Here is a 22,234-nt window from a genome sequence, read left to right on the forward strand (position 1 = left end):
CCGGGCGGACCGGGCGGACCCCGCGCCCGACGGAGCCGCCCTCGGCGGCAGCGTCCCGGCCGGCCCGGTCCCGGGCGGCTCCGCCCCGCATGCTCCCGACCCCGGCGCCGCCGCCCCGGCCACCGCCGCACCGGCCGCCGCCCCCGACGGCTCCGCCCCGCCGCGTCCGGCCGACGCCGTGCGGGCGTACCGGCCCGCCCTGCGCGACGGGGTGCTGATCGGGCCCGCGCTGCTGCGGGGTCCGCGGACCGTGCACCTCGTCAAACACCCCGTCAGCGGCGCCGCGTTCGAGATCGGCCCCCGGGAGCGGTTCGTCCTCGGCCTGCTCGACGGCACCCGGAACGCCGACGACGTCGAGGCGGCGTACGCCGAACGCTTCCGGCGGCGGCTCCCGCCGGAGCAGTGGACGCGGCTGCTGGGGCTGCTGGGCACGCGCGGCCTGCTCGACGGCTCCCCGGACCCCGCTCCGCCCGCATCGCCGCCGGCCCGCACCGGCACCGTCTGGAAGGGCAGCCGCCGTACCGTCGCCGACGCGCAGGCCACCACCGGGCGGCTGCACCGGCTGCTGCGGCCGCTGCTGCACCCCGGGGTCCAACTGCCGCTGCTGGCGGCGGTCCTGGTGATGACAGTGGCCGTCCTGGCCGACCCGGGGGCGGCCCTGGAGGGCACCTGGGAGCTGCTGACCCGGCCCCTGCTGCTGGTGCCGTTCGCGGTGTTCCTGTGGTGCAGCGTCTGCGCGCACGAACTCGCCCACGGCGTCGCCGCCCGGCACTACGGCGGGGAGGTCACGGAGATCGGCCTGCGCTGGCGGTTCCCGGCCATGATGATGTACTGCACGGTCGGCAACTACCTGTTCCTTCCCGGGCGTCGGGCCAAGCTCGTGGTCGCCGCCGCGGGAGCCCACGTCAACCTGCTGCTCCTGCTGCCCTTCGGGCTGTGGTGGGCACTGCTGGACCCGTCCGACCCGGCCCGCGCGCCGCTCACCGGCATGCTGTTCGTCGGCATCGTGCAGGCGCTGAGCAACCTGGTGCCGCTGCCGCCGCTGGACGGCTACCGGATGCTGAGCCACACCCTGGGCACCGCGAACCTGGCCCCCGAGACGCTCGCCTACCTGAAGCTGCGGCGGAGCGGCCGGGCCGCGGTCGCCGCCTACCCGCCGCGGGCCCGCCGTCTGCACACCGCGTACGCGGTCACGGCGGTCGTCCTGGTGCTGCTGGCCGTGGCCGGAAGCGGTACCGCCGTCGCCCTGCTGGTGATGCGATGACCCCGCCGACGCCGCCGTACCGGGGCCGCCCGCGGCCCGCCCTCCGACGAGGCGGCCCGGCCCCCGCACCGAGGACCGCTCGACCCATGAATGAGGTACCGGACATGACCCCCACCACCCCCGTCACCGGCGACGGGACCCCACCGGCCGTCGCGGTCCGGGACGTGACCAAACGGTACGGCGACCGACGGGCCGTCGACGGTGTCACCCTGGACGTCCGGCGCGGCGAGTTCTTCGGCCTGCTGGGCCCCAACGGCGCCGGGAAGTCCACCCTGGTGGAGATCATGGAGGGGCTGCGCAAGGCCGACTCCGGCTCCGTCGCGGTGTTCGGCGAGTCCCCGTGGCCCCGCAACACCGGGCTGCTGCCCCGGCTAGGGGTGCAGACCCAGTCGTCGGCATTCTTCGTGCGGCAGACCGTGCATGAGCACCTGCGGACCGTCGCCGCGCTCTACGGCGCGTCCCGCGCGGCCGTCGACGCGACGCTGGAGGCGGTGGGTCTCGGCGACCGGCACCGCGTCCGGGTCGACGACCTCTCCGGCGGCCAGCGGCAGCGGCTGGCGATCGCCTCCGCCCTGGTCCACGGGCCGGAGCTGATCTTCCTCGACGAGCCGACGGCCTCCCTCGACCCGGAGGGGCGGCGCGACCTGTGGGAGGTGCTGCGGGGGCTCAAGGCCGAGGGCCGCACCATCGTCTACACGACGCACCACCTGGACGAGGCGGAGGCGCTCTGCGACCGCGTGGGCATCCTGGTCGCGGGACGGCTCGTGGTCACCGACGCGCCGCAGGACCTCATCGGCTCGTTCGGCGCGGGCGGGCGGCTGCTGGTGCCGGCGGGCCGGATCGACGAGGCCGCGGCGGCCGCGCTGCCGGGCGTGGACCGGGTCACCGTGCAGGGCGGGCACCTGGTGCTGGAGACGAAGCAGACCGGACGGGTGCTGGCCGCCCTCGACCCCCTCACCGGACTGGACGGCGTGCAGACCCGCATGCCGAGCCTCGAGGACGTCTACCTCGACATCACCGCCCGCCGGGCCGGCGGGACGGACGGCGTCACGGCCCCGGACGACGACCGGGCCCCGAACCACCAGGAGCAGCAGGCATGAGCGCCTACACCGCCCTGACCGCGGCGGGTTACCGCGCGCAGGTCCGGGACAAGACCACCGTCTTCTTCACCTTCGCCTTCCCGCTGATCTTCCTCGTCGTCTTCGGCCTGATCTTCCGGGGCCGGGACGTGGAGGAGAGCGGCTTCTCGTACCTGTCGTACACCGCGTCCGGCGTGCTGTCCTGGGGCGTCGCCAACGCCGCCGTGTTCGGCATCGGGTTCACGCTGATGCAGTGGCGGGCGGACGACATCCTGCGGATGATCCGCATGTCGCCCGCACCGCTGTCCGCCGTCATCGGGTCCCGCTACGTGCTCGCGGTGGGCGTGGGACTGGTCCAGTCGGCGCTGTTCGTGGGCGTGGCGATGCTGCCCGGCTTCGACCTGGTGCCCGCGTCCCGGTGGCCGCTGCTGATCCCGGTGCTGGTCCTGGGCATCACCACGTTCCTGCTGCTCGGGGTGATCGTCGGCAGCATCGGCAACACCCCGGAGTCGGTGGCCGCGATCGCCAACTTCCTGATGCTGCCGATGGCGTTCCTGTCGGGGTCGTTCTTCCCGCTGGACGCCATGCCGGACTGGCTGCAGAAGATCTCCCTGGTGCTGCCGCTGCGGTACCTCAACGACGCGGTGTCGGCGGCGCTGACCGGTCGCGGCGACCTCTCCGACATCGGGGCGGGGTGCGCCGGACTCGTCGTGTTCGCCGTGGTGTTCGGGGTGCTCGCGGCACGCCTGTTCCGCTGGACGAAGAGCTCGTGACGGCGCCCGCGAGCGGCCTGCTGCCGCATCCGATGGCCGGGGCGCGGGACGCCCTGCAGGAGTTCCTCGACGAACGCTTCGGCGCCGCCGCGCCCCGGGTGGTGCCCGTGGGCGCCGTCGGCGCGGGCGGCGGCGACACGGGGGCGCAGGACCCGTGGGCGGCGGAGCGGCCCGGCGCGCTGGTCCATGTCACCGCCTCGGCGGTGCTGTTGGGCCCGTGGGGCGGCGACGGCCGGGCCGGCGCCTGCGGGCGCTGCCTCGCGGTGCGCTGGCAGCGGCTGCGCAGCCGCAGTGAGCGCAACGCCCTGGAGACCGGCGGCCCCGACGGCCCGCGCCCGGCCGGGCAGTGGCCGGTGCTGACGGCGCACCTGCGGGACACGGTGGCCGCCCTGTGCGAGGCCCTGCTGCGCGGGCCGCGCCCGCAGCCGCCGGCCGCGGACCCGGCCGACCGGGCGCTGCCCCGGGTGACACGGCTGGACCTGGCGGACCTGACGGTGCGGACGTATCCGCTGCTCGCCGACCCGCTGTGCCCGCACTGCGCCGGGCCTCCGCGGGCGCTCGCGCGCGACGAGGTGCCGTCGCTGTCGCCGGCGCCGCGCCCCAAGCCGGCCCCGGACACCTACCGGCTGCGGTCCGCCTTCGCGCACCCGCTGCCCACCGACGCGCTGGCCAACCCGGTGTGCGGCGCACTCGGCGCCGGCACCTGGAACGACGTCACCTCGTCCACGACCGCGCCGGTGGCCGGCAGCGCCTTCGTGCGGGGGTACGCGGGGCTGCACGACGTCACGTGGAGCGGGCAGGAGAACTCCTTCGCCACCAGCCGCCGGCTGGCGTTCCTGGAAGGGCTGGAGCGGTACGCGGGCACCCGCCGGCGCGGCGGCCGGGCCCCGGTCGTCGGTAGCTACGACGAGCTGCGGGCGGACGCGGTCGACCCCGCGGTGTGCGGGCTGTACGCCCCGGAGACGTACCGCGACGACCCGCTGGTGGAGCCCTTCGACCCGGGCCGGCCCATTCCGTGGGAGTGGGGGTGGTCGCTGCGCGACGACCGGCCGGTGCTGGTGCCGTCGCGGCTGGTGTACTACAGCATCCCGACGGCGGGCGACGACTTCGTCTTCGAGTGCTCCAACGGCTGCGCCATCGGCGGCTGCGCCGAGGAGGCGGTGCTGGGCGGGCTGCTCGAACTCGTCGAGCGGGACGCGTTCCTGAACGCCTGGTACGGCTCGGCACGGCTGCCCCGCGTCGACCTGGACACGGTGGGCAGCGCCACGGCCACCGCGATGGCCGAGCGGGCCGCCCTCCAGGGCTACGACGTCCACGTCCTCGACAACCGCATCGACCTGGAGGTTCCCGCCGTCACCGTGGTCGGGGTCCGCCGGGACGGCGGGCCGGGCACCCTGTCGTTCGCGGCGGCGGCCTCCCTGGACCCGCGGGCGGCGATCGAGGGCGCCCTGTCCGAGGTGCTCAGCTACATCCCGCACCTGGCCCGGCAGACCGCCGAGCGGCGGGCCGAACTGGAGGCCATGGCCGACGACTTCTCCCTGGTCCGGCATCTCAAGGACCACCCCCAGCTGTACGGGCTGCCCCGGATGGCCGGCCACGCGGCGAGCTATCTGGAGCCGTCCCCCGCCCGGCCGTACGAGGAGCTGTACGGGGACTGGGAGCGCCACGGCCGCCCCCGGACCGGCGACCTGCGCGACGACGTCACCGCCGTCGTGGACCGGCTGGCCCGGGCCGGGCACGACGTCGTCGTGGTCGACCAGACCCCGCCGGAGCAGGAGGCGATGGGGCTGCGGACGGTCGCCACCGTGGTGCCGGGACTGCTGCCGATCGACTTCGGCTGGAACCGGCAGCGGGCCCTGCTGATGCCCCGGCTGCGCACCGCGCTGCGCCGGGGCGGGCTCCGGGACGGCGACCTGACCGACGCGGAGATCCGCCGGGCCCCGCACCCCTTCCCCTGATCCGGTCCTTCGTCCCGGCCGGTCCGTCCTCGACCGGCCCCTCCCGACCGGTCCCTCCCCGGGCCGGCCCCTCCCGACCGGTCCCGACGGTCCGACGTCCACCGTCCGGGTCCCGCCGCCGAGCGCGCGGGGCCCGGGCCCGAACGGAAGCGCGCCGATGAACCCACCGTCCGGCTCCCCCCGTCCGACGCCCCCGGCCCGTACCGCCCCGCCCGGAGGGCCGGACGGGGACGGCGCCGCTCCCCCGGCCGCCGGGGACCTGCTCGACCGCGCGGGGGGCGTGCTGCGGCCCGCGCTCGCCCTCTACCTGGACCTGCACGCCCACCCGGAGCCCTCCGGGCAGGAGGCCCGCACCGCGGACCGCTTCGCCCGGCGGCTGGCGGCGGCGGGCTGCGCGGTCACGCGGGACGTCGGCGGGCACGGCGTGGTCGGTGTGCTGCGCAACGGGGAGGGACCGAGGGTCTGGCTGCGCGCGGAACTCGACGCGCTGCCGGTCCGGGAGCGCTCCGGCCTGCCGTACGCGAGCCGCACGGGCGCGATGCACGCCTGCGGGCACGACCTGCACCTGGCCGCGGCGGCGGGCGCCACCGAACTGCTCGCCGGCCTGGCCGACCGCTGGCGGGGCACGCTCGTCGTGGTGGGGCAGCCCGCGGAGGAGACCCTGGACGGGGCGGAGGCCATGCTGCGCGACGGGCTGTACGAGCGGTTCGGGCGCCCCTCGGTGGTCCTCGCCCAGCACGCCGCGCCGCTGCCGTCGGGCACCGTCGCGCACGCCGCGCCGCCGGGCGCGGACCGAGCGCCCGCCCTGCCGATGACGGCCGCCGGGGCGGTGCTCGACGTGGTGCTGCACGGACGGGGCGGGCACGTGGCGACGCCGCACCTGGCGGTGAACCCGGTGGTGGCGGCGGCCGCCGTCGTCACCCGGCTCCAGGACGCCGTCGCCCGCCTGGGGGCCGGGGAGGGCCGGGTGACCCTGACGGTGGGCACGCTGCGGGCCGGGACGGCCGCCAACGTGATCCCGGACCGGGCCGTGCTCGGGGTGGCGGTGCGGGCCGCGAGCGACCGGCTGCTCGACGAGGCGGTGGCGGAGGTGCGGCGGACGGTCCGCGCGCAGAGCGCCGTGGCGGGCTCCCCCCGGGAACCGGAGGTGACCCTCGCCTCGCGGTCGGCGGCCCTGTGGTGCGACCCGGACACCGCCTCGGCCGTACGGGCCGCGCACACCGCCCTGCTGGGGACGCGACGGGTGCTGGACTGGCCGGGCTCGATGGCCGCGGAGGACTTCCCGCTGTTCGGGGACGCCGGACAGGAGCTGCACGGGCAGCGGGGGGTGCCGTTGGTGTACTGGATGCTGGGGGTGGTGGGCGTGCAGGAGTGGCGCCGGGCGACGGCCGGGGGCCCGGGCGCGGCGCCCCTGGCCCCCAACCACTCCCCGTACTTCGCCCCGCACGTCGGCAGCGCCCTGCGCCCCGCGGTGGCCGCGCTGGCGGGGGCGGCGCTGGACCGGTTCGGGGCGGGGTGAGGCCGGTCCGGCGTCCCTTCGGCGGCCCGCGGCCGGCGGGTGTTCAGCGTCCCGTCGACGGCCCCGCGGCCAGCGGGTTGGGCAGCGGGCGGTAGCGGGCGTCCGCGCCGTCCGCGCCGGTCCAGCGCAGCAGCAGGTTGGTCTTGCCCGGCAGGGTGGGCGCCGTGAGCAGGGCGGTGGCCTCGGGGAGGCCGGAGCGGGCCAGTTCGCGGCGTACGGCGGGCCAGGGGTCGAGGCCGGGGTGGTGGTCGGCGAGGGCGGCGGCGATCTCCAGGAGGTGGTTGACGACCAGGCAGTAGACCAGCCGTTCCCAGCCCGCCTCCCGGGACACCCCGGGCGGCGCACCCGCCGCCCGGCCGGCGGGTCCCGCCCCTGCCAGCAGCTTGACGCCCTCGGCGTCCCGGAACAGGGCCTGGACCGGACGCCCGTCGGCGCCCATGGCGACCAGGGTGTTCTGCAGGTGCGCCTCCAGTACGACGCCGTGCCGCGCGTACGCCGCGAGGACCGGGGGGACCACCCGGGACAGGTACGCCTCCCACCAGGCGGCGGGGTCGGCCGCCGAGGCGAGGGGGTTGCCGTCGAAGCCCTCGGCCAGGGCGGCGGCCAGGTAGGGGGTGGCGCCGGGCAGCAGGTGGCCGCGCAGGCCGTCGCGCACCACGACGGCGAGGTCCTCGTCGGCGAAGTCGGCGGTGCGGTGGCCGCGGTCGCTCAGCCAGGCCGCCGGGCCGTCGAAGGCGGCGAGGGCGGAGCGGGCTGCGGCGTCGGTGTGCGCGCGCCGGTCCAGGTCGTGGCGCCACAGGCGGCGGATGTCGTTGGTGATGCGCACGTCGAGGCTGAACTTCAGGAAGAGGTTCCGCCCGGGTGCGTAGACGGTGCGGACGGCGGCCGTGGGCCAGGTGTCGAAGCCGGTGGTGCCGAGCCTGAGGAGGCGGCCGTCGGCGAAGGCGGGCGCGAGCCGGCCGGCGGCCAGATCGAGCTGCCAGGGGTGGGCGGGCAGCAGCCGGTAGCCGGGCGGCGCGGTGCCGAGGCGGTCGAGGGCGGCGGTGTCGCCCTCCTCGACGACGGTGTCCTCGCGCAGGGCGAGCAGGGCCAGCGGGAAGCGGGTGTGGGCCTCGGGTGCGTAGGGCAGCCAGGCCGCGGCGGGGCCGCCGCCGCGGGACTTGGGCGCGGGGTGGTGGGTGTGGCCGGTGACGAGGGCCTGTTCGGACCGCACGTAGGGGTCGTGGGGCGGGTCGGAGCGGGCGCGGGCGGCGAGGAGGGCGGCGACCACGTCCCGGCTGTCGGTCATCTCGGTGGGCAGTTCGTGGTTGGGGACGCCGGTGTGCCGGCGCAGTTCCTCGGCGGCGAGTTTGACCAGTTCGGCGTGGCCGAGGGGCTGCCAGCCGCCCGCGGTGCGCACCTCGGGTCCGGCGGGGCGCCTGGTGCCTTGCACCCGCAGCAGGCGGCCGCAGCCGGGCAGCCGGTAGGTGCGGCGGCCGTCGGTGTCGGCGACCGGCTCGCCCACCTCCCGCAGCAGGCAGTTCAGCAGCGGCACGGCGGCGTAGGCGTCGGCGCGGCGGGCGAGGCCGGCGCGGCGCGCCGCGTCGTCGTCCGCCGGCGGGGGAAGAAGGTCCACGCGTTCCACTGATTCCCTACGGTCTGTACGGGCGGTGACGATCAGTATGTCTGCCGTGGCCCGCCCGTTCCTGCCGTCCCGTTCGTGCCGTCCCGGTCGTACCCCGAGGAGCCCGCCCGTGCACCGTTCCCCCTCCGCGGAGGCCGAAATCGGCGACGAACTGGCCGCCCGGCGGCCGGACCTCGCCGCCCGTTACGCCCGGGCGCTGCCCGGGGCCCGCGCGGCCGTGCTGACCAGGCTGTGGCGGGGTCTCGTCCATGAGCCGCTGCCGTGGGTCCGGGTCCGGGAGACGGGCCGGGACGGGGTCGTGCTGCGGCTGGCGGACGGGCGGCGCGTGGCCGGACCGGTGGCGGATCCCTACGCGACCCGGGCGTACGTCACGGCCGTCCGGCTGGGGGAACGGCCGTACGCGGACCCGGCGCGGCTGATGACGGACCTGGCGGTACCGCACTCGGCGGCGTTCGCCGCCGAGCTCGGGCACAGCGTCGCCTCGCTGGCGCTGTCCCGGGCGGCGAACCCGGGCCACGGCGTGCGCCCGGATCAGCCGGAGGAGTGGCCGGTGCGGGACTGGGAGTGGGAGCAGCGGGTGGTCGACGGGCATCCGTTCCACCCTTCGTGCCGTTCCCGGCCGGGGCTGTCCGTGGCGGACCAGCTGGCCTACGGGCCCGAGCACCGGCCGGTGGTCGGGCTGGGGCTGCTGCCGGTGCCGGCCGAGGAGTGCCTGGTGTCGGGCGCCTGGCCCGGGTGGCTGCGCGACGGGGGGCGGATCCTGGTCCCGGTGCACCCGTGGCAGGAGGCGCACGTGCTGAAGCGGGCGGGCGAGAGGCGGTTGCCGGCCCATCCGCTGATGGCGCTGCGCACCCTGGCGCTGCCCGGCGGTCCGCATGTGAAGACGGCGTTCAGCGCTCGGCTGACGTCGTCGGTGCGGGACATCTCGCTGGGTTCGGTCGCGGCCTCGCAGGTCCTGTCGGAGCTCGGGGAAACGGTGGCGGCGCGCACGGACGGGCTGTTGCACGTCACGCGGACCACGGCGGCGGTGGCGGCCGGTTCGCCGGACTGCGCGGCCGTGCTGCGCCAGTCGCCGCAGGAGTACGCGGCGGCCGGGGAGCGGGTGGTGCCGCTGGCGGCGCTGGTGACGACGGGGCTGCCGGCGCGGCCGGGGTGGACGGTGCGGCTGGCGCGGCTGGCGCTGGCGGTGGGCCTGCGGCTGCTGGAGCTGGGGGTGGCGCTGGAGGCGCACGGCCAGAACCTGCTGGTGGTGCTGTCGCCGGCCGGGGAGCCGCTGCGGCTGGTCTACCGCGACCTGGCGGACATCCGGGTCTCCCCGGCCCGGCTGGCCCGGCACGGCATCGACGTCCCGCCCGAGGTGCCGGACCGGGTCGTCACGGACGACGAACGGGCGTTGCGGCGCAAGCTGTTCGGCTCCCTGGTGGCCGGTGCGCTGGCCGGGACGGCGGGTTCGCAGGCCCGGCTGCGGGTGGTGCTGGAGGGCGCGGTGCAGGACCTTCCCGAGGGCCCGGACCTCGACGCGCTGACCGGCGGTCCGGTGCCCGCGAAGGCGCTGACGCTGATGCGGATGTCTCCGGGCACGGCCGGGGACCAGTGGACGGAACTGCCCAATCCGCTTCAAGTCGGCCGCTTCTGACGGCCCGTTTTGAAAGGCGCCGACCACCGTCCATAGGATCCCCCGATGATCACAAGAAGACGGACGGTGGCAGGCGCCGGTGCGCTGCTCGCCGCCCTGACGGCCGGGCTGGCCTTCCCCGCGGGGGCGGCCGCCGACGAACCGACGGGCCGGGAAGCGCCCAAGGTCAACCTGCTGCTCGACGTGAGCGGGTCGATGCGGGCCAAGGACATCGACGGCCGGTCCCGGATGGCGGCGGCGAAGCAGGCGTTCAACGAGGTGCTGGACGCCACGCCCGAGGAGGTCGAACTCGGCATCCGCACGCTCGGCGCGGACTACGCGGGCGACGACCGCAAGGAGGGCTGCAAGGACACCGCGCAGCTCTACCCGGTCGGCCCCCTGAACCGCACGGAGGCCAAGACGGCGGTGGCCACGCTCACCCCGACCGGCTGGACCCCGATCGGCCCGGCCCTGCTGGAGGCCGCCGACGACCTCGACGGCGGCAACGGTTCCAAGCGGATCGTGCTGATCAGCGACGGCGAGGACACCTGCGCCCCGCTCGACCCGTGCGAGGTGGCCCGGGAGATCGCCGCCAAGGGCATCGGCCTGACCATCGACACCCTGGGCCTGGTGCCGAACGCCAAGCTGAGCCGCCAGCTCAGCTGCATCGCCGAGGCGACCGGTGGCACCTACACCTCCGTCGAGCACCAGGACGAACTGACCGACCGCGTCAACGAGTTGGTGGACCGGGCAGCCGAGCCGGTGGTGACGCCGGTGGCCACCGAGGGCGGCGACCGCTGTTCCCAGGCGCCGACCCTGAAGTCCGGCCTGTACACCGACCGCCAGGAGTTCGGCCGGCAGCGCTGGTACCGCGTCGACGTGCTCCCGGGCCAGGAACTGCGCGCCTCGGTGAGCGTGGCGGCGGACCGCGCGGTGCGCCCCGACCACGGCGTGCTGCTGCGCGCGGTCACGGTCCGCGGGCGGGAGATCGTCCGCGGTGAGGCCACCGGCACCGGCCGCACCGACGTGCTCTCCACCGGCCTGCGGTACCCGAAGCCGGAACGCGACGACGACGAGGGAGAACCGGCCGCCGAGACGGTGTGCCTGGCGGTCACCACGTCCTTCACCCCCGGCTCCGGGGTCAAGACGACCCCCGGCCTGCCGCTGGAACTGACGCTCGACGTGGTGGACGGCCCCGGTGAGGCGTCCGACGTCGCCTCCTTCGGCCTGGGCCGCGGCTGGTGGCTGCTCGGCGCCCTGCTCGTCACCGGCTTCGTCGCCGGCCTGCTCTGGGGCTGGCTGTCCCGCTGGCGGTTCGCTGTCTGGAGGACCCACTGATGCGCCGCGCCGTACGCGTACTGAGTACCGCCCTGCTGGCCCTCGGCCTGGCCGCCGCCCCCGCCGCGGCCGACTCCTCGCCCTCCCCGGAGGCGTCCGGGGAGGGCTCGGGCCCCACCCGCGCGGGCACCTCGTTCCGCACCGCGACGGAGGTCGAGCAGGGGCAGACCGCCACCGCGCGCGCCTCCACGGGCGACTACCTGTACTGGTCGTTCCCGGCGGACGCGGGCCAACGCCCCACCGTGCGGGCCACGGTGAAGCTGCCCGAGACGCACGCCGCCCAGACCTGGCAGGTCGACGTGTACGACGGTCTGCGCCGCCGCCAGGCCTGCCAGTACGGGGCCCAGACCCGCACGGCGGCCGCCGACGCCCCCTCGGTGGAGCTGACCTGCGTGCTGCGCACCGTCCGCGCCTGGTCGGAGCCGTGGGCCAACGACCCGCTGCCGGGCACCTACTACGTCCGGCTCACGGCGCTGCGCATGTCCGCGGCCGACCTCGGCCAGGCGGTGAACGCCGAACTGCGCGTCGAGTCCAAGGACATGGGCGGCGCGGCGGCGGTCGACGGCTCCCTGTCCGAGCCGCTGGTCCCGGGCGTCGCGGCCCGTACGGCTGCGGACGAGGACCAGGAGGACGACTCGGCCTCCGCCGTCCTCGCGGCCCTGGAACCGGAGGACGGCTGGGCCTCCGGCTGGTGGTCCGACCGCTGGCTGTGGACCGCGGCAGGCGGCGCCCTGGCCGCCCTCGCAGGCGTCGCCGGCTACCGCCTCACCCGCGGCACGGGCCGCCCATCGCGGGTGCCGCCGCACGCCTGACACCGGCAACACACCCCAGGGAGGCCCGCCTTGCGCGGGCCTCCCGTGTGCGGACGGCCGACCGGCCCACTGTGTCGGGCACGTCCCACCGCGATGCGCTCACACCGAACCGGCGGACCCGTTCCGCTGCCGGGGTGACGTGAGTGAGCCGACCCGAACGCGCCTGATCAGGTGCGCTGACCGGCCGTGACGCGCTTCTCGCGCTTCCGCCGGGCACCCGCTCCGGCTCCCCCTCCGACCACCCTGCACACCGCCTGCGCCACCACGAGAACCAGCAGGCCGACCCCTCCGCCGAGGGAGTTGAGCAGAAAGTCCTCGACGTCGGCCACCCGCCCTCCTCCGACGAGGAACTGACACATCTCGATGAGGAAGGTCAGGAGCACACAGGAACCAAGGGCCGTCCACAGCCCGGCCCGCGGCCAGGACAGCCTGATCAGGGCGGGAAAGGGCACGAACATCAGGACGTTGGCGAGCGACTGCCTGACGATCATGTCCTTCTCCATGCTTCCCAGGTTCTCGCCCCCGGACATGAGGTATCCGAGCGAACCGAGCGAAAGCCCGCCGCTCCCGCCCTCCGACCGGTTCAGTGAGAACGTGGCGACGAGCACGAGAAGCACATAGAGGGTGAGCCCGATCAGCCCTGCCACGCGCATTGCCTCGGCGCGCCGTGCCGACAGGGCGAGGAACACCGCCACCACGAACGGGGCGACCAGCAGCACGACGACCGTGCGTACCGGCGTGACGAGGAAGATCGTCTGCCAGAGCGGCATGAGAACCTCGGATTCGGTGACGTGGCGGCGGGGCGACCAACTTACGGCTGCCGCTCGCCCCGGCTCATCTCGGGGCAGACCACGTGGTGATGCACGCCCTTGCCGCCGTGTCTCATGCTGCCCGCCACCGGCCTGCTTCCCGAACACCCCGTCCGGGCGGACCACCTGCTCGGCATCGAGGCCGGCACACCCCTCAGCACGGCCGCGACGCGCCCAGGACGGACACCGGGCGAACGCCGCTGATTGCGGCGCTAGTTCACCAGCCCGTGCCGGTACGCGTACACCACCGCCTGGACCCGGTCGCGCAGGCCCAGCTTGGTGAGGATGCGGGAGACGAAGGTCTTGACGGTCTCGTGGCTGATGACGAGCGCGGCGGCGATCTCGCTGTTGGAGCGGCCGTCCGCGATCAGGCGGAGGACCTCCAGTTCGCGGGGGGTGAGCGGGGTGTCCTGGGCGCTGCCCCCGGCGGGCCGGATGCGGGCGGCGTAGTGGCCGACGAGGCGGCGCGTCACGTCGGGGTCGAGCAGGGCCGCGCCGGTGGCCACGGTGCGGATGCCGTGCAGGAGGCGGTCCGGTGGGGCGTCCTTGAGGAGGAAGCCGCTCGCGCCGGCCCGCAGCGCCTCGTAGACGTACTCGTCGAGGTTGAAGGTGGTGACCACGAGCACCTTCACGGGGTGCTCGACCCCGGCGCCGGCCAGTTGCCGGGTGGCCTCGATGCCGTCCAGGACCGGCATGCGGACGTCCATGACGACGACGTCCGGGCGCAGCCGCCCGGCCAGTTCGACGGCGGTCCGCCCGTCCCCGCACTCCCCGGCGACGGCCATGTCGGGCTGGGCGTCGATGATGGTCGACAGCCCGGTGCGGATCAGTGCCTGGTCGTCGCAGACCAGGACCCGGACGGGTGCGCTCACGCCGGTGCTCCCACGGGTATCCGTGCCCGCACGACGAAGCCGGCGTCGTCCCGGGGGCCCGCCTCGAAGTCGCCGCCCAGGACGTCGACCCGCTCGCGCAGGCCCGCCAGTCCCCGCCCGCTGCCGCCGGGGGACGCGGCCCGGGAGCCGGAACCGTCCGTGCCGACCTCCACGGTGATCTCCCTTCCGCCGTGGCGCACCAGGACCGAGGTCCGGCTGCCGTGGTCGTACTTGAGCGCGTTGGTGAGGGCTTCCTGCACGACGCGGTAGGCGACGAGGTCGGCGCTGCCGGTCGAATCCGGGGGCGTGCCCTCCTCGGTCAGTTCTACCGGTTGTCCGGCCCGCCGGGTCTGCTCGACGAGCGTGAGCACCCGGCCGACGGGCGGTGTCCGGTCCTCACTCCGGTGGCCGGTGCCGTATTCGGGGTTGAGCAGGTCGAGCAGGTGCCGCAGGTCGGTGAGAGCTCGTCGGCCCGTGTCGCTGACGCTGGTCAGCGACTGGTCGAGGCGGTCCGGCGAGGCGGTGAGGTACCGGGCGGCCTCGGTCTGCACGACCATCGCGGTCACGTGATGGGTCACCACGTCGTGGAGTTCGCGGGCGATGCGGGTGCGCTCCGCGGTGCGGGCGTCCTCGGCGACGCGGCGGCGCCGTTCGGCCTCGGCGGCGCGGGCGGAGCGCATCCAGGCGCCGATGCCCCAGGCGAGGGCCAGCGCCAGGTAGAACGTCACGTATTCCGCGGCGGGTTCGCCGGGCCCGGTCCGGTCCAGCGCGACCGCCAGGGCTACGTACGCCACGGAGGAGACGACCAGGGTGGTGCGCCGGAACCGCTCCAGGTACGACCCGGCGCTCAGCAGCGCGACGGGCAGCGCGATGCCCGCGAAGAGGTGGTAGCCGCGGAGCTGGTCGAGGGCGAAGCCGCAGGACACGAGGGCGAGGCAGACGAGCGGCCACCGCCGGCGCGTGGCGAGCGGGAGGCTCTGCAGGACGGCCGCGACGACGGCGAGCGCGTCGGCGGGGCGGGTCGGCACGCCGCCGAACTCGGTGCCGTTGCCGTGGAAGCCCGGCACGACCGACGCCACGAGGAGCAGGATCCCGAGCGGGAGGTCCCGGGCCGTGACATCGAGGCGGCGCCACAGCTCCGGGACACGTCGGCGATCGATCACCGGGGCAGTGTAGCCGCGGAGTCGCGGCGGGCCGCCCGGCGGGCACCGAAGGGGACGACGTTCCCGCGCCGGTGGGCCAGCCAGAGGAACACCAGGGTCAGCATGGCTCCGAAGCCCACCGAGTACACGCTGCCCTCGGGCCCGAACGCGCCGCCGGTGAGCAGTTCCGGCCCCGACGTCGTGGCGTCCAGGAGGCCCTCGTTGGCGCCGTTGCCGGAGACCTCGGTGCTGAAGACGCCGGCCGCGGCGAAGTTCCAGCCGAAGTGCACGCCGATCGCGAGCCACAGGCTGCGGGTGGCGGCGTACACGGCGGCGAGCATGAATCCGGCCTCGATCGCGATGGCCAGGGCACCCCACAGGGTGGCGTTCTCGTTGAACAGGTGCGAGAGGCCGAACACGAGACCGGTCAGCCCCATGGCCGCGTAGGTGCCGATGTGTTCCTCCACGATCCGGAACAGCACCCCCCGGTACACCACTTCCTCGGTCGCCGCGGCGGCGGCCATGAAGCCGAGCAGCCCCACCGCGCCGGTCACCGAGCCGACGCCGTCGATGTCGTAGTGCCCGGCGGTGTAGAGGTTGACGATGACGGCCGTGAACATCCCGCCGCCGATCAGGATGCCCCAGGTGGTCCGGGACACGGCGCCCTCCCGCGCCACGTCCGTCGCGGGCCGGCGCTCGGTCCGCCGCACGACCCAGGCATAGACGAAGACGATCAGGGCGGCGGACGCGAGACCGAGGACGAGCGTGAGCCACTCGTTGTCGCGCACCGCGTTGACGGCGGCGCCGCTCAGTGCGTACACCACCAGGATCGTCAGGAACTGCCGAACGAACCGCATGAACACCCCTCTGCCGGGCCGCGACCGGTGTGTCGCGTGCTGCAACGGGACGCTACGGAAACGGCGTTCGGGGATCGTCACCTCACGGTGGACACCTGTCGGTAGCTCGCACGGGGGACAAGCCCGGTGCCGTCCCTCCGGAGGGGGGAACCGCTGTTCCGGAACTCCGGGACTGCGGGGCTCCGGGGTTCCGGATTCCGGGACTCCGCGACCCGGGACTGCGGGACTGTGGGACTGCGCCCGCCCCCGTCCGTCACGCCTCGCGCAGCCGCTTGGCGAGCGGGCCGTCGCCGGTGACCACGACCCGTCCCGCGCGGACCGCGTCGGTCAGGGCCAGTTCGCCGCGGCTGACAGCGGTGCAGGTGTCCGTGTCCAGGGACAGCACCGCGTCCGGCTCGCCGCCTGCCGGACCGTCGCCGTAGACGGGGCCGTCGCTCCGGACGGGACCGTCCCCGTCGGCGGGGCCGATGCCGTGCGCGGGGGACGCGCCCGCCCTCAGGTGGAACACCCCTTCGTCCAGGCGGACTTCGACCAGTCCCGTCTCCCCGTCCAGCGCCCGCAGCAGAGGCAGCGCGAACCAGTGGGCCCGCACCGCGTCGGTGGGCCGGCGCTCCCCCAGCGCCGCCTCGCCCCAGGCGCCGAGGGCCTGGAGCACGGGCAGCAACGCGCCACCCCGTTCGGTGAGTTCGTAGACGTGGGCCGCGCCGGGCGGGGGGAGCCTGCGGCGGGTGGTGAGGCCGTCGCGCTCCATGTCCCTCAGCCGGGAGGCCAGGACGTCGGTGCTGACGCCCGGCAGGTCCGCGTGCAGGTCGGTGTAGCGCCGCGGACCGGCGAGCAGCTCCCGGACGATCAGCAGGGTCCAGCGGTCACCGACGGAGTCGAGGGCGCGCGCGGCGGAACAGTACTGGTCGTAGCTTCGGCGAGGTGGCATGCGTCGCAGTCTAGACATGTCGTTGGACTTTCCAAGCACCCACTTGGTAAAACCAAGCATCACCAGTGAACCGGAGGGGCGCATGGAGTTCCGGCAGTCGAGCAAGCTCAGCGAGGTCTGTTACGAGATCCGCGGCCCGGTCATCGAGCACGCCAACGCGCTGGAGGAGGCGGGCCACAGCGTGCTCCGCCTCAACACCGGCAACCCGGCCCTGTTCGGCTTCGAGGCGCCGGAGGAGATCCTCCAGGACATGATCCGGATGCTGCCGCAGGCGCACGGGTACACCGACTCGCGCGGCATCCTGTCGGCCCGCCGCGCCGTGGCCCAGCGCTACCAGACCCTCGGCCTGGAGGTCGATGTCGACGACGTCTTCCTCGGCAACGGCGTCTCGGAACTGGTGTCCATGGCGGTGCAGGCACTGCTGGAGGACGGTGACGAAGTCCTCGTCCCCGCCCCGGACTTCCCGCTGTGGACCGCCGTGACCAACCTCGCGGGCGGCAGGGCCGTGCACTATCTGTGCGACGAGCAGGCCGACTGGTACCCGGACCTGGACGACATGGCCGCGAAGATCACGGACCGCACCAAGGCCGTCGTCATCATCAACCCCAACAACCCGACCGGCGCCGTGTACCCGAAGGAGGTCGTCGAGGGCATCCTCGACCTGGCCCGCCGGCACGGGCTGATGGTGTTCGCCGACGAGATCTACGACCAGATCCTCTACGACGACGCCGTGCACCACTCGGCCGCCGCCCTCGCCCCCGATCTGGTGGTCCTCACCTTCTGCGGCCTGTCCAAGACGTACCGCGTGGCGGGCTTCCGGTCCGGGTGGCTGGTGGTCACCGGCCCGAAGCAGCACGCCAGGGACTACCTGGAGGGCCTGACCATGCTGGCCTCCATGCGCCTGTGCGCCAACGCCCCCGCCCAGTACGCCATCCAGGCCGCGCTGGGCGGCCGCCAGTCCATCCGCGAGCTCACCGCACCGGGCGGCAGGCTGCGCGAACAGCGGGACGTGGCCTGGGAGAAGCTGAACGAGATCCCCGGCGTGAGCTGCGTGAAACCCAAGGGCGCGCTCTACGCGTTCCCGCGCCTGGACCCCAAGGTGCACAGGATCCACGACGACGAGAAGTTCGTCCTCGACCTGCTGCTGCGGGAGAAGATCCAGGTGGTCCAGGGCACCGGCTTCAACTGGCCCTCCCCCGACCACTTCCGCATCCTCACCCTTCCCCACGCGGACGACCTGGAGGCGGCGATCGGCCGGATCGGGCGGTTCCTGGGCGGGTACCGCCAGTAGGCGCCTCCCGAGGACACGCCCCCGCGCCGTTTGACCCACAGCTCCGTCCGGGCGCTCCACGAGTCTGTCCGGGGCCCGTCCGGGCCCCCGCCGGGCCTGTCCGGGCCGCGACGCGTGACGCCCGGCACCGACGGCCGGTTGGACACGGGGCGGCAGACGGAGGTGTGGGAACATGAGCGTGGAACCGTACGGCGCGGACGAGGAGTCGGCGGCCGTTCTGCGGACGGTCGGGCGGATCATCAAGATGTGCCGGGAACGGCAGGGCCTGACGCAGGCCGCGCTCGGCGCGCAGATCGGGTACAGCGAGGAGCAGGTGTCCTCGGTGGAGCGGGCGCGGCGGGCGCCGGCGGGCTCCTTCCTCGACGCGGCCGACCGGGTGTTGGAAGCGCAGGGCCTGATCTCAGGACTGAAGGCGGAGGTGGCGAAGGCCAGGTTCCCGAAGAAGGTGCGGGATCTGGCCAGGCTCGAGGGGGAGGCGGTGGAGATCTGCGCGTACGACAACTCCGTGGTCAACGGCTTGCTGCAGACCGAGGAGTATCTGCGCGCGGTGTTCGGCTCACGACGGCCGGCCTTCGGCGAGGACGAACTGGAGCAGTTGGTCGCCGCGCGACTCGCCCGCCAGGAGATCCTCGGCAGGACACAGGTCGGGACGGCCTTCAACTTCGTGCATGATGAGGCTGCCCTACGGCGGCCCGTCGGGGGCAGGATGGTTCTGCGCAGGCAACTCGAACGGCTGTTGGAGGTCGGACAGATGCGCAACGTCGAGATTCAGGTGCTGCCCCTCACCTCCGAGGACAATGCCGGTCTCGACGGCCCCTTCCACCTGCTGCGGTTGAAGGAGGGCACGACCGTGGGGCACAGCGACATCCAGCTCGTCAGCCGGCTGGTGTCGGACCGCCGTGAGGTCCAGCTGCTGGATCTTCGCTATGGGATCATCCGGGCCCAGGCCCTCACTCCGCGGGATTCGCTGGCCTACATCGACAACCTCTTGGGAGAGACATGAGCCCGTCAGCACGAGCCGAGCTGGAGTGGCGCAAGAGCAGTCACAGCAACCCGGACGGAGCGGCCTGCGTCGAGATCGCCACCACCCCCCGCACCGTCCACGTCCGCGACTCCAAGCACATACCGGGTCCCCACCTCACCTTCTCCCCCGCTCACTGGGCCGCCTTCCTGCCCTACGCCTGCGGAGAGCGATGACCCGACCGCCCACCGCCGCGCAGCGCCGTCTCATCGAGGCCGCCGATCCCGTGACCGGGCGGTTGAAGGGGACCGACGCGCAGTTGGCGGCGCTGGTGCGGCGCGGGCTCGCCTTCCGGCACCCGCGGCCTCCGCACGACCACTTCCTGACGCCCGCCGGGCACCGGGTGCGGGAGGCGGAGCCTGAGCCGGAGGCGCCGGAGACCCGGGCGGCGCCCGCCGCGTCCGCCTCTGAGGTGTTCGCCGCGCGGGTGGGCGGTGAGGATCCGTCACCCGAATCCGGGCCGGCCCGGCTGCGGGAGGTGCGCGGGGCCTGGCAGGGCCTGCTGGAGCTGCGCCGGATGACCAACCCCGACGGCGCCACGGACCGCCCGTGCGGCTGGGAGCGCGGGCATCTGGTGCAGGCCGCCGCGCTGGCCCTGGAGGCCGCCGGGCGCCGTCCGGCCGACGCGGACGGCGGGGGCGGCTACCGGGTGCGGGAGACACCGCAGCCGGAGGCGGTCGCCGTGTACGCGCCGGACGACGGGGAGCTGCGGGCCTGCGCGGCCACCCTGGAGCGGGCGGGCTGGCAGGCCGGGGAGTACACGGAGCCGAGGACGCGGACCCGTTACGTGCTGGCCTCCCCCCGCCGGGTGTGACGGGCGTGTCAGGATCGGGGGGCCGGGCCGTCCGGCGGGCACCGTGAAGGCGGGCCCTGGACCGTGCACCACGAAGGGGACCACGCAGTGAGCGAGGCGAGCGAGCCGTTTTCCGTCCGGGTGACCGTGCGCGGGTACGAGACCGACACCCAGGGCCACCTGAACCAGGCCGTGTACCTGAACTACGCGGAGCACGCGCGCTGGTCGCTGCTCCAGGCGGCCGGGATCACCCAGTCGGGGCTGATCTCCCAGGGGGTGGGGCCGGTCGCCCTGGAGACCACCATCCGGTACCGCCGCGAGCTGCTGGCCGGGGACGAGGTGGACGTCAGCTGCGTGTTCGGCTGGAGCGGCGGCAGGACGTTCACCATCGAGCAGACGCTCACGAAGGCCGACGGGACCGTGGCGGCCGAGCTGACCGGGGTCGGCGGGGTGCTGGACCTCGAACGGCGGAAGCTGGTGGCCGACCCGGCGGCGGTGTTCCGTCAACTGGCTTCTGATCCGGGGCTGTTCGGGCTGTAGGGCGGGAGAGGCGAGCGGGGCTCAGCTTTCACCCGCTGAAAGTTTCCGCCGTCCGGTTGCCGAGTTTCCAGGCCATCCGCTCCTACAGTGGACCAGACCACCAGAGAGCGCCGAAGACTCTTTACACGCCCGGAATCTCCGTGCGTCACTAATGACGCGCGCACGTCAACTGTAGGTATCTGCCCAGGTGGCAGCGGCCGACGTCACCTCCTTCGCTCATCCCCACATGTGTCAGGAGGCAGCCCCGTGTTCTCTCTCCCCCGCTTCACTCCCGGTCCCACCAGACGGATCGCCACCGCGCTCGGCGTGGTGGGAGCCGCCCTCGCCCTCACCGCCACCACCGTCGGGACGGCCGGCGCCGCGCCCCAGCCCGACCGGGACAAGGTCACCGTCGAACCCGGCCAGGCGTACATGGGTGTCGGCGCCCGCGTCCACGAGGACGTCCCGGCCGACGAGCCGTCGATGGGCGTCCTGGCGCCGACCGGCGGCGTGCAGGGCATCGACGTCTCGCACTGGCAGGGCGCCATCAACTGGACCTCGGTGCGCAACGCCGGCATCCAGTTCGCCTGGATGAAGGCGACCGAGGGCACCGGCTACAAGGACTCCAGCTTCAACACGAACTACCCGGCCGCCCACCGCGCCGGCGTGATCCGCGGCGCGTACCACTTCGCGCGCCCGAACCTCTCCAACGGTGCCACCCAGGCGAACTACTTCGTCAACAACGGCGGCGCCTGGTCGCGCGACAACCTGACCCTGCCGGGCGTGCTGGACATCGAGCACAACCCGTACGGGGCCATGTGCTACGGCCTGTCGACCACGCAGATGCGCACCTGGATCAACGACTTCTACACCGCCTACAAGTCGCGCACCGGCCGTGACGTGGTCATCTACACGACCGCCGGCTGGTGGAACACGTGCACCGGCGGCTGGACGGGCATGTCGGCCAAGAGCCCGTTGTGGGTGGCGCACTGGACCTCCGCCTCGGCCCCGACGATCCCCAGCGGCTTCCCCACCTGGACGGTGTGGCAGTACACCAGCACCGGTTCGGTGAGCGGCGTGTCCGGCAACGTCGACCGCAACCAGTTCAACGGCTCCCGCGACCGGCTTCTGGCGCTCGCCAACAACACGTGACGCCGTAGTCCCGTCACGTACGCGATCACGCGGCGGAGCCGGGGGCCCCACGGCCCCGGCTCCGCCGCCTCCCCCCCACCCTCTCCCCTCCCCGACCGAGGAGTGATCGTGCCCTCCCAGCACCCGTCCCCGCCTTCCCCGCGCGCCTCCCGGCGCCGTCTCCTGCTCGCCGGGGCGGCGGGCCTCGCCGCCGCGACCGCCGTCACCGCCCTGCCGGGCACCGCCCTGGCCCGTGGCGCCCAGGCCGTCGAGCCGGACATCGACTCCACCGCCGCCTGGAACGCGCGCGCCCCCAAGGGCACCATCGGCGTCCTGCAGTACCGGCCGAGCCGGATCGTGATCCACCACACGGTCAGCACCAACTCCACCGACTTCTCCCGGGCCCAGGCACACGCCCACGCCCACTGGGTGCAGGACCTGCACCTGGACAAGAACGGCTGGGCGGACACCGGTTACCACTTCCTGGTCAGCCGGGGCGGCTGGATCACCGAGGGGCGGCACGGCAGCCTCCAGGCACTGCGCGGCGGCCGGACCTTCGTGCTCGGCGCCCACACCTCGGGGCAGAACAACCACGCGATCGGCATCGCGAACGAGGGCGCCTACCACGCGGGCGCGGTGCCGCCGGCCGCCCAGTGGGACGTGCTGGTCGCGCTGTGCGCGTACACCTGCGCGCAGTACGGCATCCCGTCCACGCAGATCTACGGCCACAAGGACTACGGCACCACCCAGTGCCCGGGCGTCTACCACGCCATGCTGCCCCGGCTGTGCGAGGAGGTGGCGGCGGCCCGGGGCGCGTGATCCGGACGGCGGGGGCCCGGCCGAGCGGGGTTCACCGCCGTACGCGCCGGTCCCGGCCTCCTCCCAC

21 protein-coding genes are annotated in these 22,234 nt (G+C 74.5%); 15 read left to right on the forward strand and 6 right to left on the reverse strand.

Annotated features, from left to right (window positions below; all coding sequences use genetic code 11):
- The first annotated feature begins 178 nt into the window (after positions 1 to 178).
- The 5 genes from ACSU53_RS05240 (at position 179) to ACSU53_RS05260 (ending at position 6,593) form a co-directional block, all read left to right on the forward strand.
- Entirely contained in the window at positions 179 to 1,264 is a 1,086-nt protein-coding gene (locus ACSU53_RS05240; protein ID WP_437033033.1) for a peptidase M50, read from the forward strand.
- 86 nt (positions 1,265 to 1,350) lie between these two features.
- Entirely contained in the window at positions 1,351 to 2,364 is a 1,014-nt protein-coding gene (locus tag ACSU53_RS05245) for an ATP-binding cassette domain-containing protein (protein ID WP_437025044.1), read from the forward strand.
- A complete protein-coding gene (locus ACSU53_RS05250; protein WP_437025046.1) occupies positions 2,361 to 3,116 on the forward strand; it encodes an ABC transporter permease in 756 nt (251 codons plus the stop codon). Before ACSU53_RS05245 ends, ACSU53_RS05250 begins: the two co-directional genes overlap by 4 nt.
- A gap of 32 nt (positions 3,117 to 3,148) precedes the next feature.
- Positions 3,149 to 5,074, forward strand: coding sequence for a TOMM precursor leader peptide-binding protein (locus tag ACSU53_RS05255; protein ID WP_437033035.1), 1,926 nt, complete (start codon positions 3,149 to 3,151; stop codon positions 5,072 to 5,074).
- Positions 5,075 to 5,231: 157 nt separating this feature from the next.
- Positions 5,232 to 6,593, forward strand: coding sequence for an amidohydrolase (locus ACSU53_RS05260; RefSeq protein ID WP_437025048.1), 1,362 nt, complete (start codon positions 5,232 to 5,234; stop codon positions 6,591 to 6,593).
- A 43-nt stretch (positions 6,594 to 6,636) separates the two neighbouring features.
- Here the strand turns inward: ACSU53_RS05260 and ACSU53_RS05265 are convergent, their stop codons facing one another.
- Positions 6,637 to 8,217: an IucA/IucC family protein gene (locus ACSU53_RS05265; protein WP_437025050.1), complete on the reverse strand. Its 1,581-nt coding sequence runs from the start codon at positions 8,215 to 8,217 to the stop codon at positions 6,637 to 6,639.
- 109 nt (positions 8,218 to 8,326) lie between these two features.
- Between ACSU53_RS05265 and ACSU53_RS05270 the strand changes: the two genes are divergently transcribed.
- Genes ACSU53_RS05270 through ACSU53_RS05280 form a run of 3 tightly spaced genes read left to right on the forward strand, consistent with a single transcriptional unit; the run spans position 8,327 to position 11,982 of the window.
- Positions 8,327 to 9,853: an IucA/IucC family protein gene (locus tag ACSU53_RS05270; protein ID WP_437025051.1), complete on the forward strand. Its 1,527-nt coding sequence runs from the start codon at positions 8,327 to 8,329 to the stop codon at positions 9,851 to 9,853.
- A 45-nt stretch (positions 9,854 to 9,898) separates the two neighbouring features.
- On the forward strand, positions 9,899 to 11,170 hold the full coding sequence (locus ACSU53_RS05275) for a VWA domain-containing protein (RefSeq protein ID WP_437025053.1): 1,272 nt from the start codon (positions 9,899 to 9,901) through the stop codon (positions 11,168 to 11,170).
- Positions 11,170 to 11,982, forward strand: a complete 813-nt coding sequence (locus ACSU53_RS05280; RefSeq protein WP_437025054.1) for a hypothetical protein — start codon at positions 11,170 to 11,172, stop codon at positions 11,980 to 11,982. The genes ACSU53_RS05275 and ACSU53_RS05280 overlap by 1 nt, the downstream gene beginning before the upstream one ends.
- 167 nt (positions 11,983 to 12,149) lie before the next feature.
- On the opposite strand, the gene ACSU53_RS05285 is transcribed toward ACSU53_RS05280, so the two are convergent.
- The 5 genes from ACSU53_RS05285 to ACSU53_RS05305 form a co-directional block, all read right to left on the reverse strand.
- Positions 12,150 to 12,752 (reverse strand): VanZ family protein, encoded by a 603-nt coding sequence (locus ACSU53_RS05285; protein ID WP_437025056.1) that lies wholly within the window; start codon positions 12,750 to 12,752, stop codon positions 12,150 to 12,152.
- Between the two features lie 251 nt (positions 12,753 to 13,003).
- Positions 13,004 to 13,663, reverse strand: coding sequence for a response regulator (locus ACSU53_RS05290; protein WP_437025058.1), 660 nt, complete (start codon positions 13,661 to 13,663; stop codon positions 13,004 to 13,006).
- Positions 13,660 to 14,826, reverse strand: a complete 1,167-nt coding sequence (locus ACSU53_RS05295; RefSeq protein ID WP_437025060.1) for a sensor histidine kinase — start codon at positions 14,824 to 14,826, stop codon at positions 13,660 to 13,662. Before ACSU53_RS05295 ends, ACSU53_RS05290 begins: the two co-directional genes overlap by 4 nt.
- On the reverse strand, positions 14,823 to 15,662 hold the full coding sequence (locus tag ACSU53_RS05300; RefSeq protein ID WP_437025062.1) for a CPBP family intramembrane glutamic endopeptidase: 840 nt from the start codon (positions 15,660 to 15,662) through the stop codon (positions 14,823 to 14,825). Before ACSU53_RS05300 ends, ACSU53_RS05295 begins: the two co-directional genes overlap by 4 nt.
- Before the next feature lie 253 nt (positions 15,663 to 15,915).
- The gene (locus ACSU53_RS05305) at positions 15,916 to 16,593 is read right to left on the reverse strand and encodes a winged helix-turn-helix transcriptional regulator (RefSeq protein ID WP_437025063.1); all 678 of its coding nucleotides are present in this window, start codon (positions 16,591 to 16,593) and stop codon (positions 15,916 to 15,918) included.
- An 82-nt stretch (positions 16,594 to 16,675) separates the two neighbouring features.
- Between ACSU53_RS05305 and ACSU53_RS05310 the strand changes: the two genes are divergently transcribed.
- The 7 genes from ACSU53_RS05310 to ACSU53_RS05340 all read left to right on the forward strand — a co-directional run bounded on the left by ACSU53_RS05310 (position 16,676) and on the right by ACSU53_RS05340 (position 22,167).
- A complete protein-coding gene (locus ACSU53_RS05310) occupies positions 16,676 to 17,884 on the forward strand; it encodes a pyridoxal phosphate-dependent aminotransferase (protein WP_437025065.1) in 1,209 nt (402 codons plus the stop codon).
- A 172-nt stretch (positions 17,885 to 18,056) separates the two neighbouring features.
- A complete protein-coding gene (locus ACSU53_RS05315; RefSeq protein ID WP_437025067.1) occupies positions 18,057 to 18,887 on the forward strand; it encodes a helix-turn-helix domain-containing protein in 831 nt (276 codons plus the stop codon).
- Entirely contained in the window at positions 18,884 to 19,081 is a 198-nt protein-coding gene (locus ACSU53_RS05320; protein ID WP_437025068.1) for a DUF397 domain-containing protein, read from the forward strand. Before ACSU53_RS05315 ends, ACSU53_RS05320 begins: the two co-directional genes overlap by 4 nt.
- A complete protein-coding gene (locus tag ACSU53_RS05325; protein WP_437025070.1) occupies positions 19,078 to 19,719 on the forward strand; it encodes a hypothetical protein in 642 nt (213 codons plus the stop codon). The genes ACSU53_RS05320 and ACSU53_RS05325 overlap by 4 nt, the downstream gene beginning before the upstream one ends.
- 87 nt (positions 19,720 to 19,806) lie before the next feature.
- Complete coding sequence (locus ACSU53_RS05330; protein ID WP_437025073.1) at positions 19,807 to 20,238, forward strand: acyl-CoA thioesterase; 432 nt, start codon at positions 19,807 to 19,809, stop codon at positions 20,236 to 20,238.
- 246 nt (positions 20,239 to 20,484) lie between these two features.
- Positions 20,485 to 21,369: a lysozyme gene (locus ACSU53_RS05335; protein ID WP_437025075.1), complete on the forward strand. Its 885-nt coding sequence runs from the start codon at positions 20,485 to 20,487 to the stop codon at positions 21,367 to 21,369.
- 108 nt (positions 21,370 to 21,477) lie between these two features.
- Complete coding sequence (locus ACSU53_RS05340; protein ID WP_437025077.1) at positions 21,478 to 22,167, forward strand: peptidoglycan recognition protein family protein; 690 nt, start codon at positions 21,478 to 21,480, stop codon at positions 22,165 to 22,167.
- Positions 22,168 to 22,234 lie beyond the last annotated feature (67 nt).

The organism is Streptomyces sp. enrichment culture (genome assembly GCF_964273255.1).
Lineage (GTDB): Bacteria > Actinomycetota > Actinomycetes > Streptomycetales > Streptomycetaceae > Streptomyces.

Excerpts from the sequence above, each read along its gene's own strand:
- ACSU53_RS05245 (WP_437025044.1), top strand. The coding sequence starts at position 1,351 with ATGAATGAGGTACCGGACATGACCCCCACCACCCCCGTCACCGGCGAC.
- ACSU53_RS05250 (WP_437025046.1), top strand. The coding sequence starts at position 2,361 with ATGAGCGCCTACACCGCCCTGACCGCGGCGGGTTACCGCGCGCAGGTC.
- ACSU53_RS05255 (WP_437033035.1), top strand. The coding sequence starts at position 3,149 with ATGGCCGGGGCGCGGGACGCCCTGCAGGAGTTCCTCGACGAACGCTTC.
- ACSU53_RS05260 (WP_437025048.1), top strand. The coding sequence starts at position 5,232 with ATGAACCCACCGTCCGGCTCCCCCCGTCCGACGCCCCCGGCCCGTACC.
- ACSU53_RS05275 (WP_437025053.1), top strand. The coding sequence starts at position 9,899 with ATGATCACAAGAAGACGGACGGTGGCAGGCGCCGGTGCGCTGCTCGCC.
- ACSU53_RS05280 (WP_437025054.1), top strand. The coding sequence starts at position 11,170 with ATGCGCCGCGCCGTACGCGTACTGAGTACCGCCCTGCTGGCCCTCGGC.
- ACSU53_RS05285 (WP_437025056.1), bottom strand. The coding sequence starts at position 12,752 with ATGCCGCTCTGGCAGACGATCTTCCTCGTCACGCCGGTACGCACGGTC.
- ACSU53_RS05300 (WP_437025062.1), bottom strand. The coding sequence starts at position 15,662 with ATGCGGTTCGTTCGGCAGTTCCTGACGATCCTGGTGGTGTACGCACTG.
- ACSU53_RS05305 (WP_437025063.1), bottom strand. The coding sequence starts at position 16,593 with ATGCCACCTCGCCGAAGCTACGACCAGTACTGTTCCGCCGCGCGCGCC.
- ACSU53_RS05310 (WP_437025065.1), top strand. The coding sequence starts at position 16,676 with ATGGAGTTCCGGCAGTCGAGCAAGCTCAGCGAGGTCTGTTACGAGATC.
- ACSU53_RS05315 (WP_437025067.1), top strand. The coding sequence starts at position 18,057 with ATGAGCGTGGAACCGTACGGCGCGGACGAGGAGTCGGCGGCCGTTCTG.
- ACSU53_RS05320 (WP_437025068.1), top strand. The coding sequence starts at position 18,884 with ATGAGCCCGTCAGCACGAGCCGAGCTGGAGTGGCGCAAGAGCAGTCAC.
- ACSU53_RS05325 (WP_437025070.1), top strand. The coding sequence starts at position 19,078 with ATGACCCGACCGCCCACCGCCGCGCAGCGCCGTCTCATCGAGGCCGCC.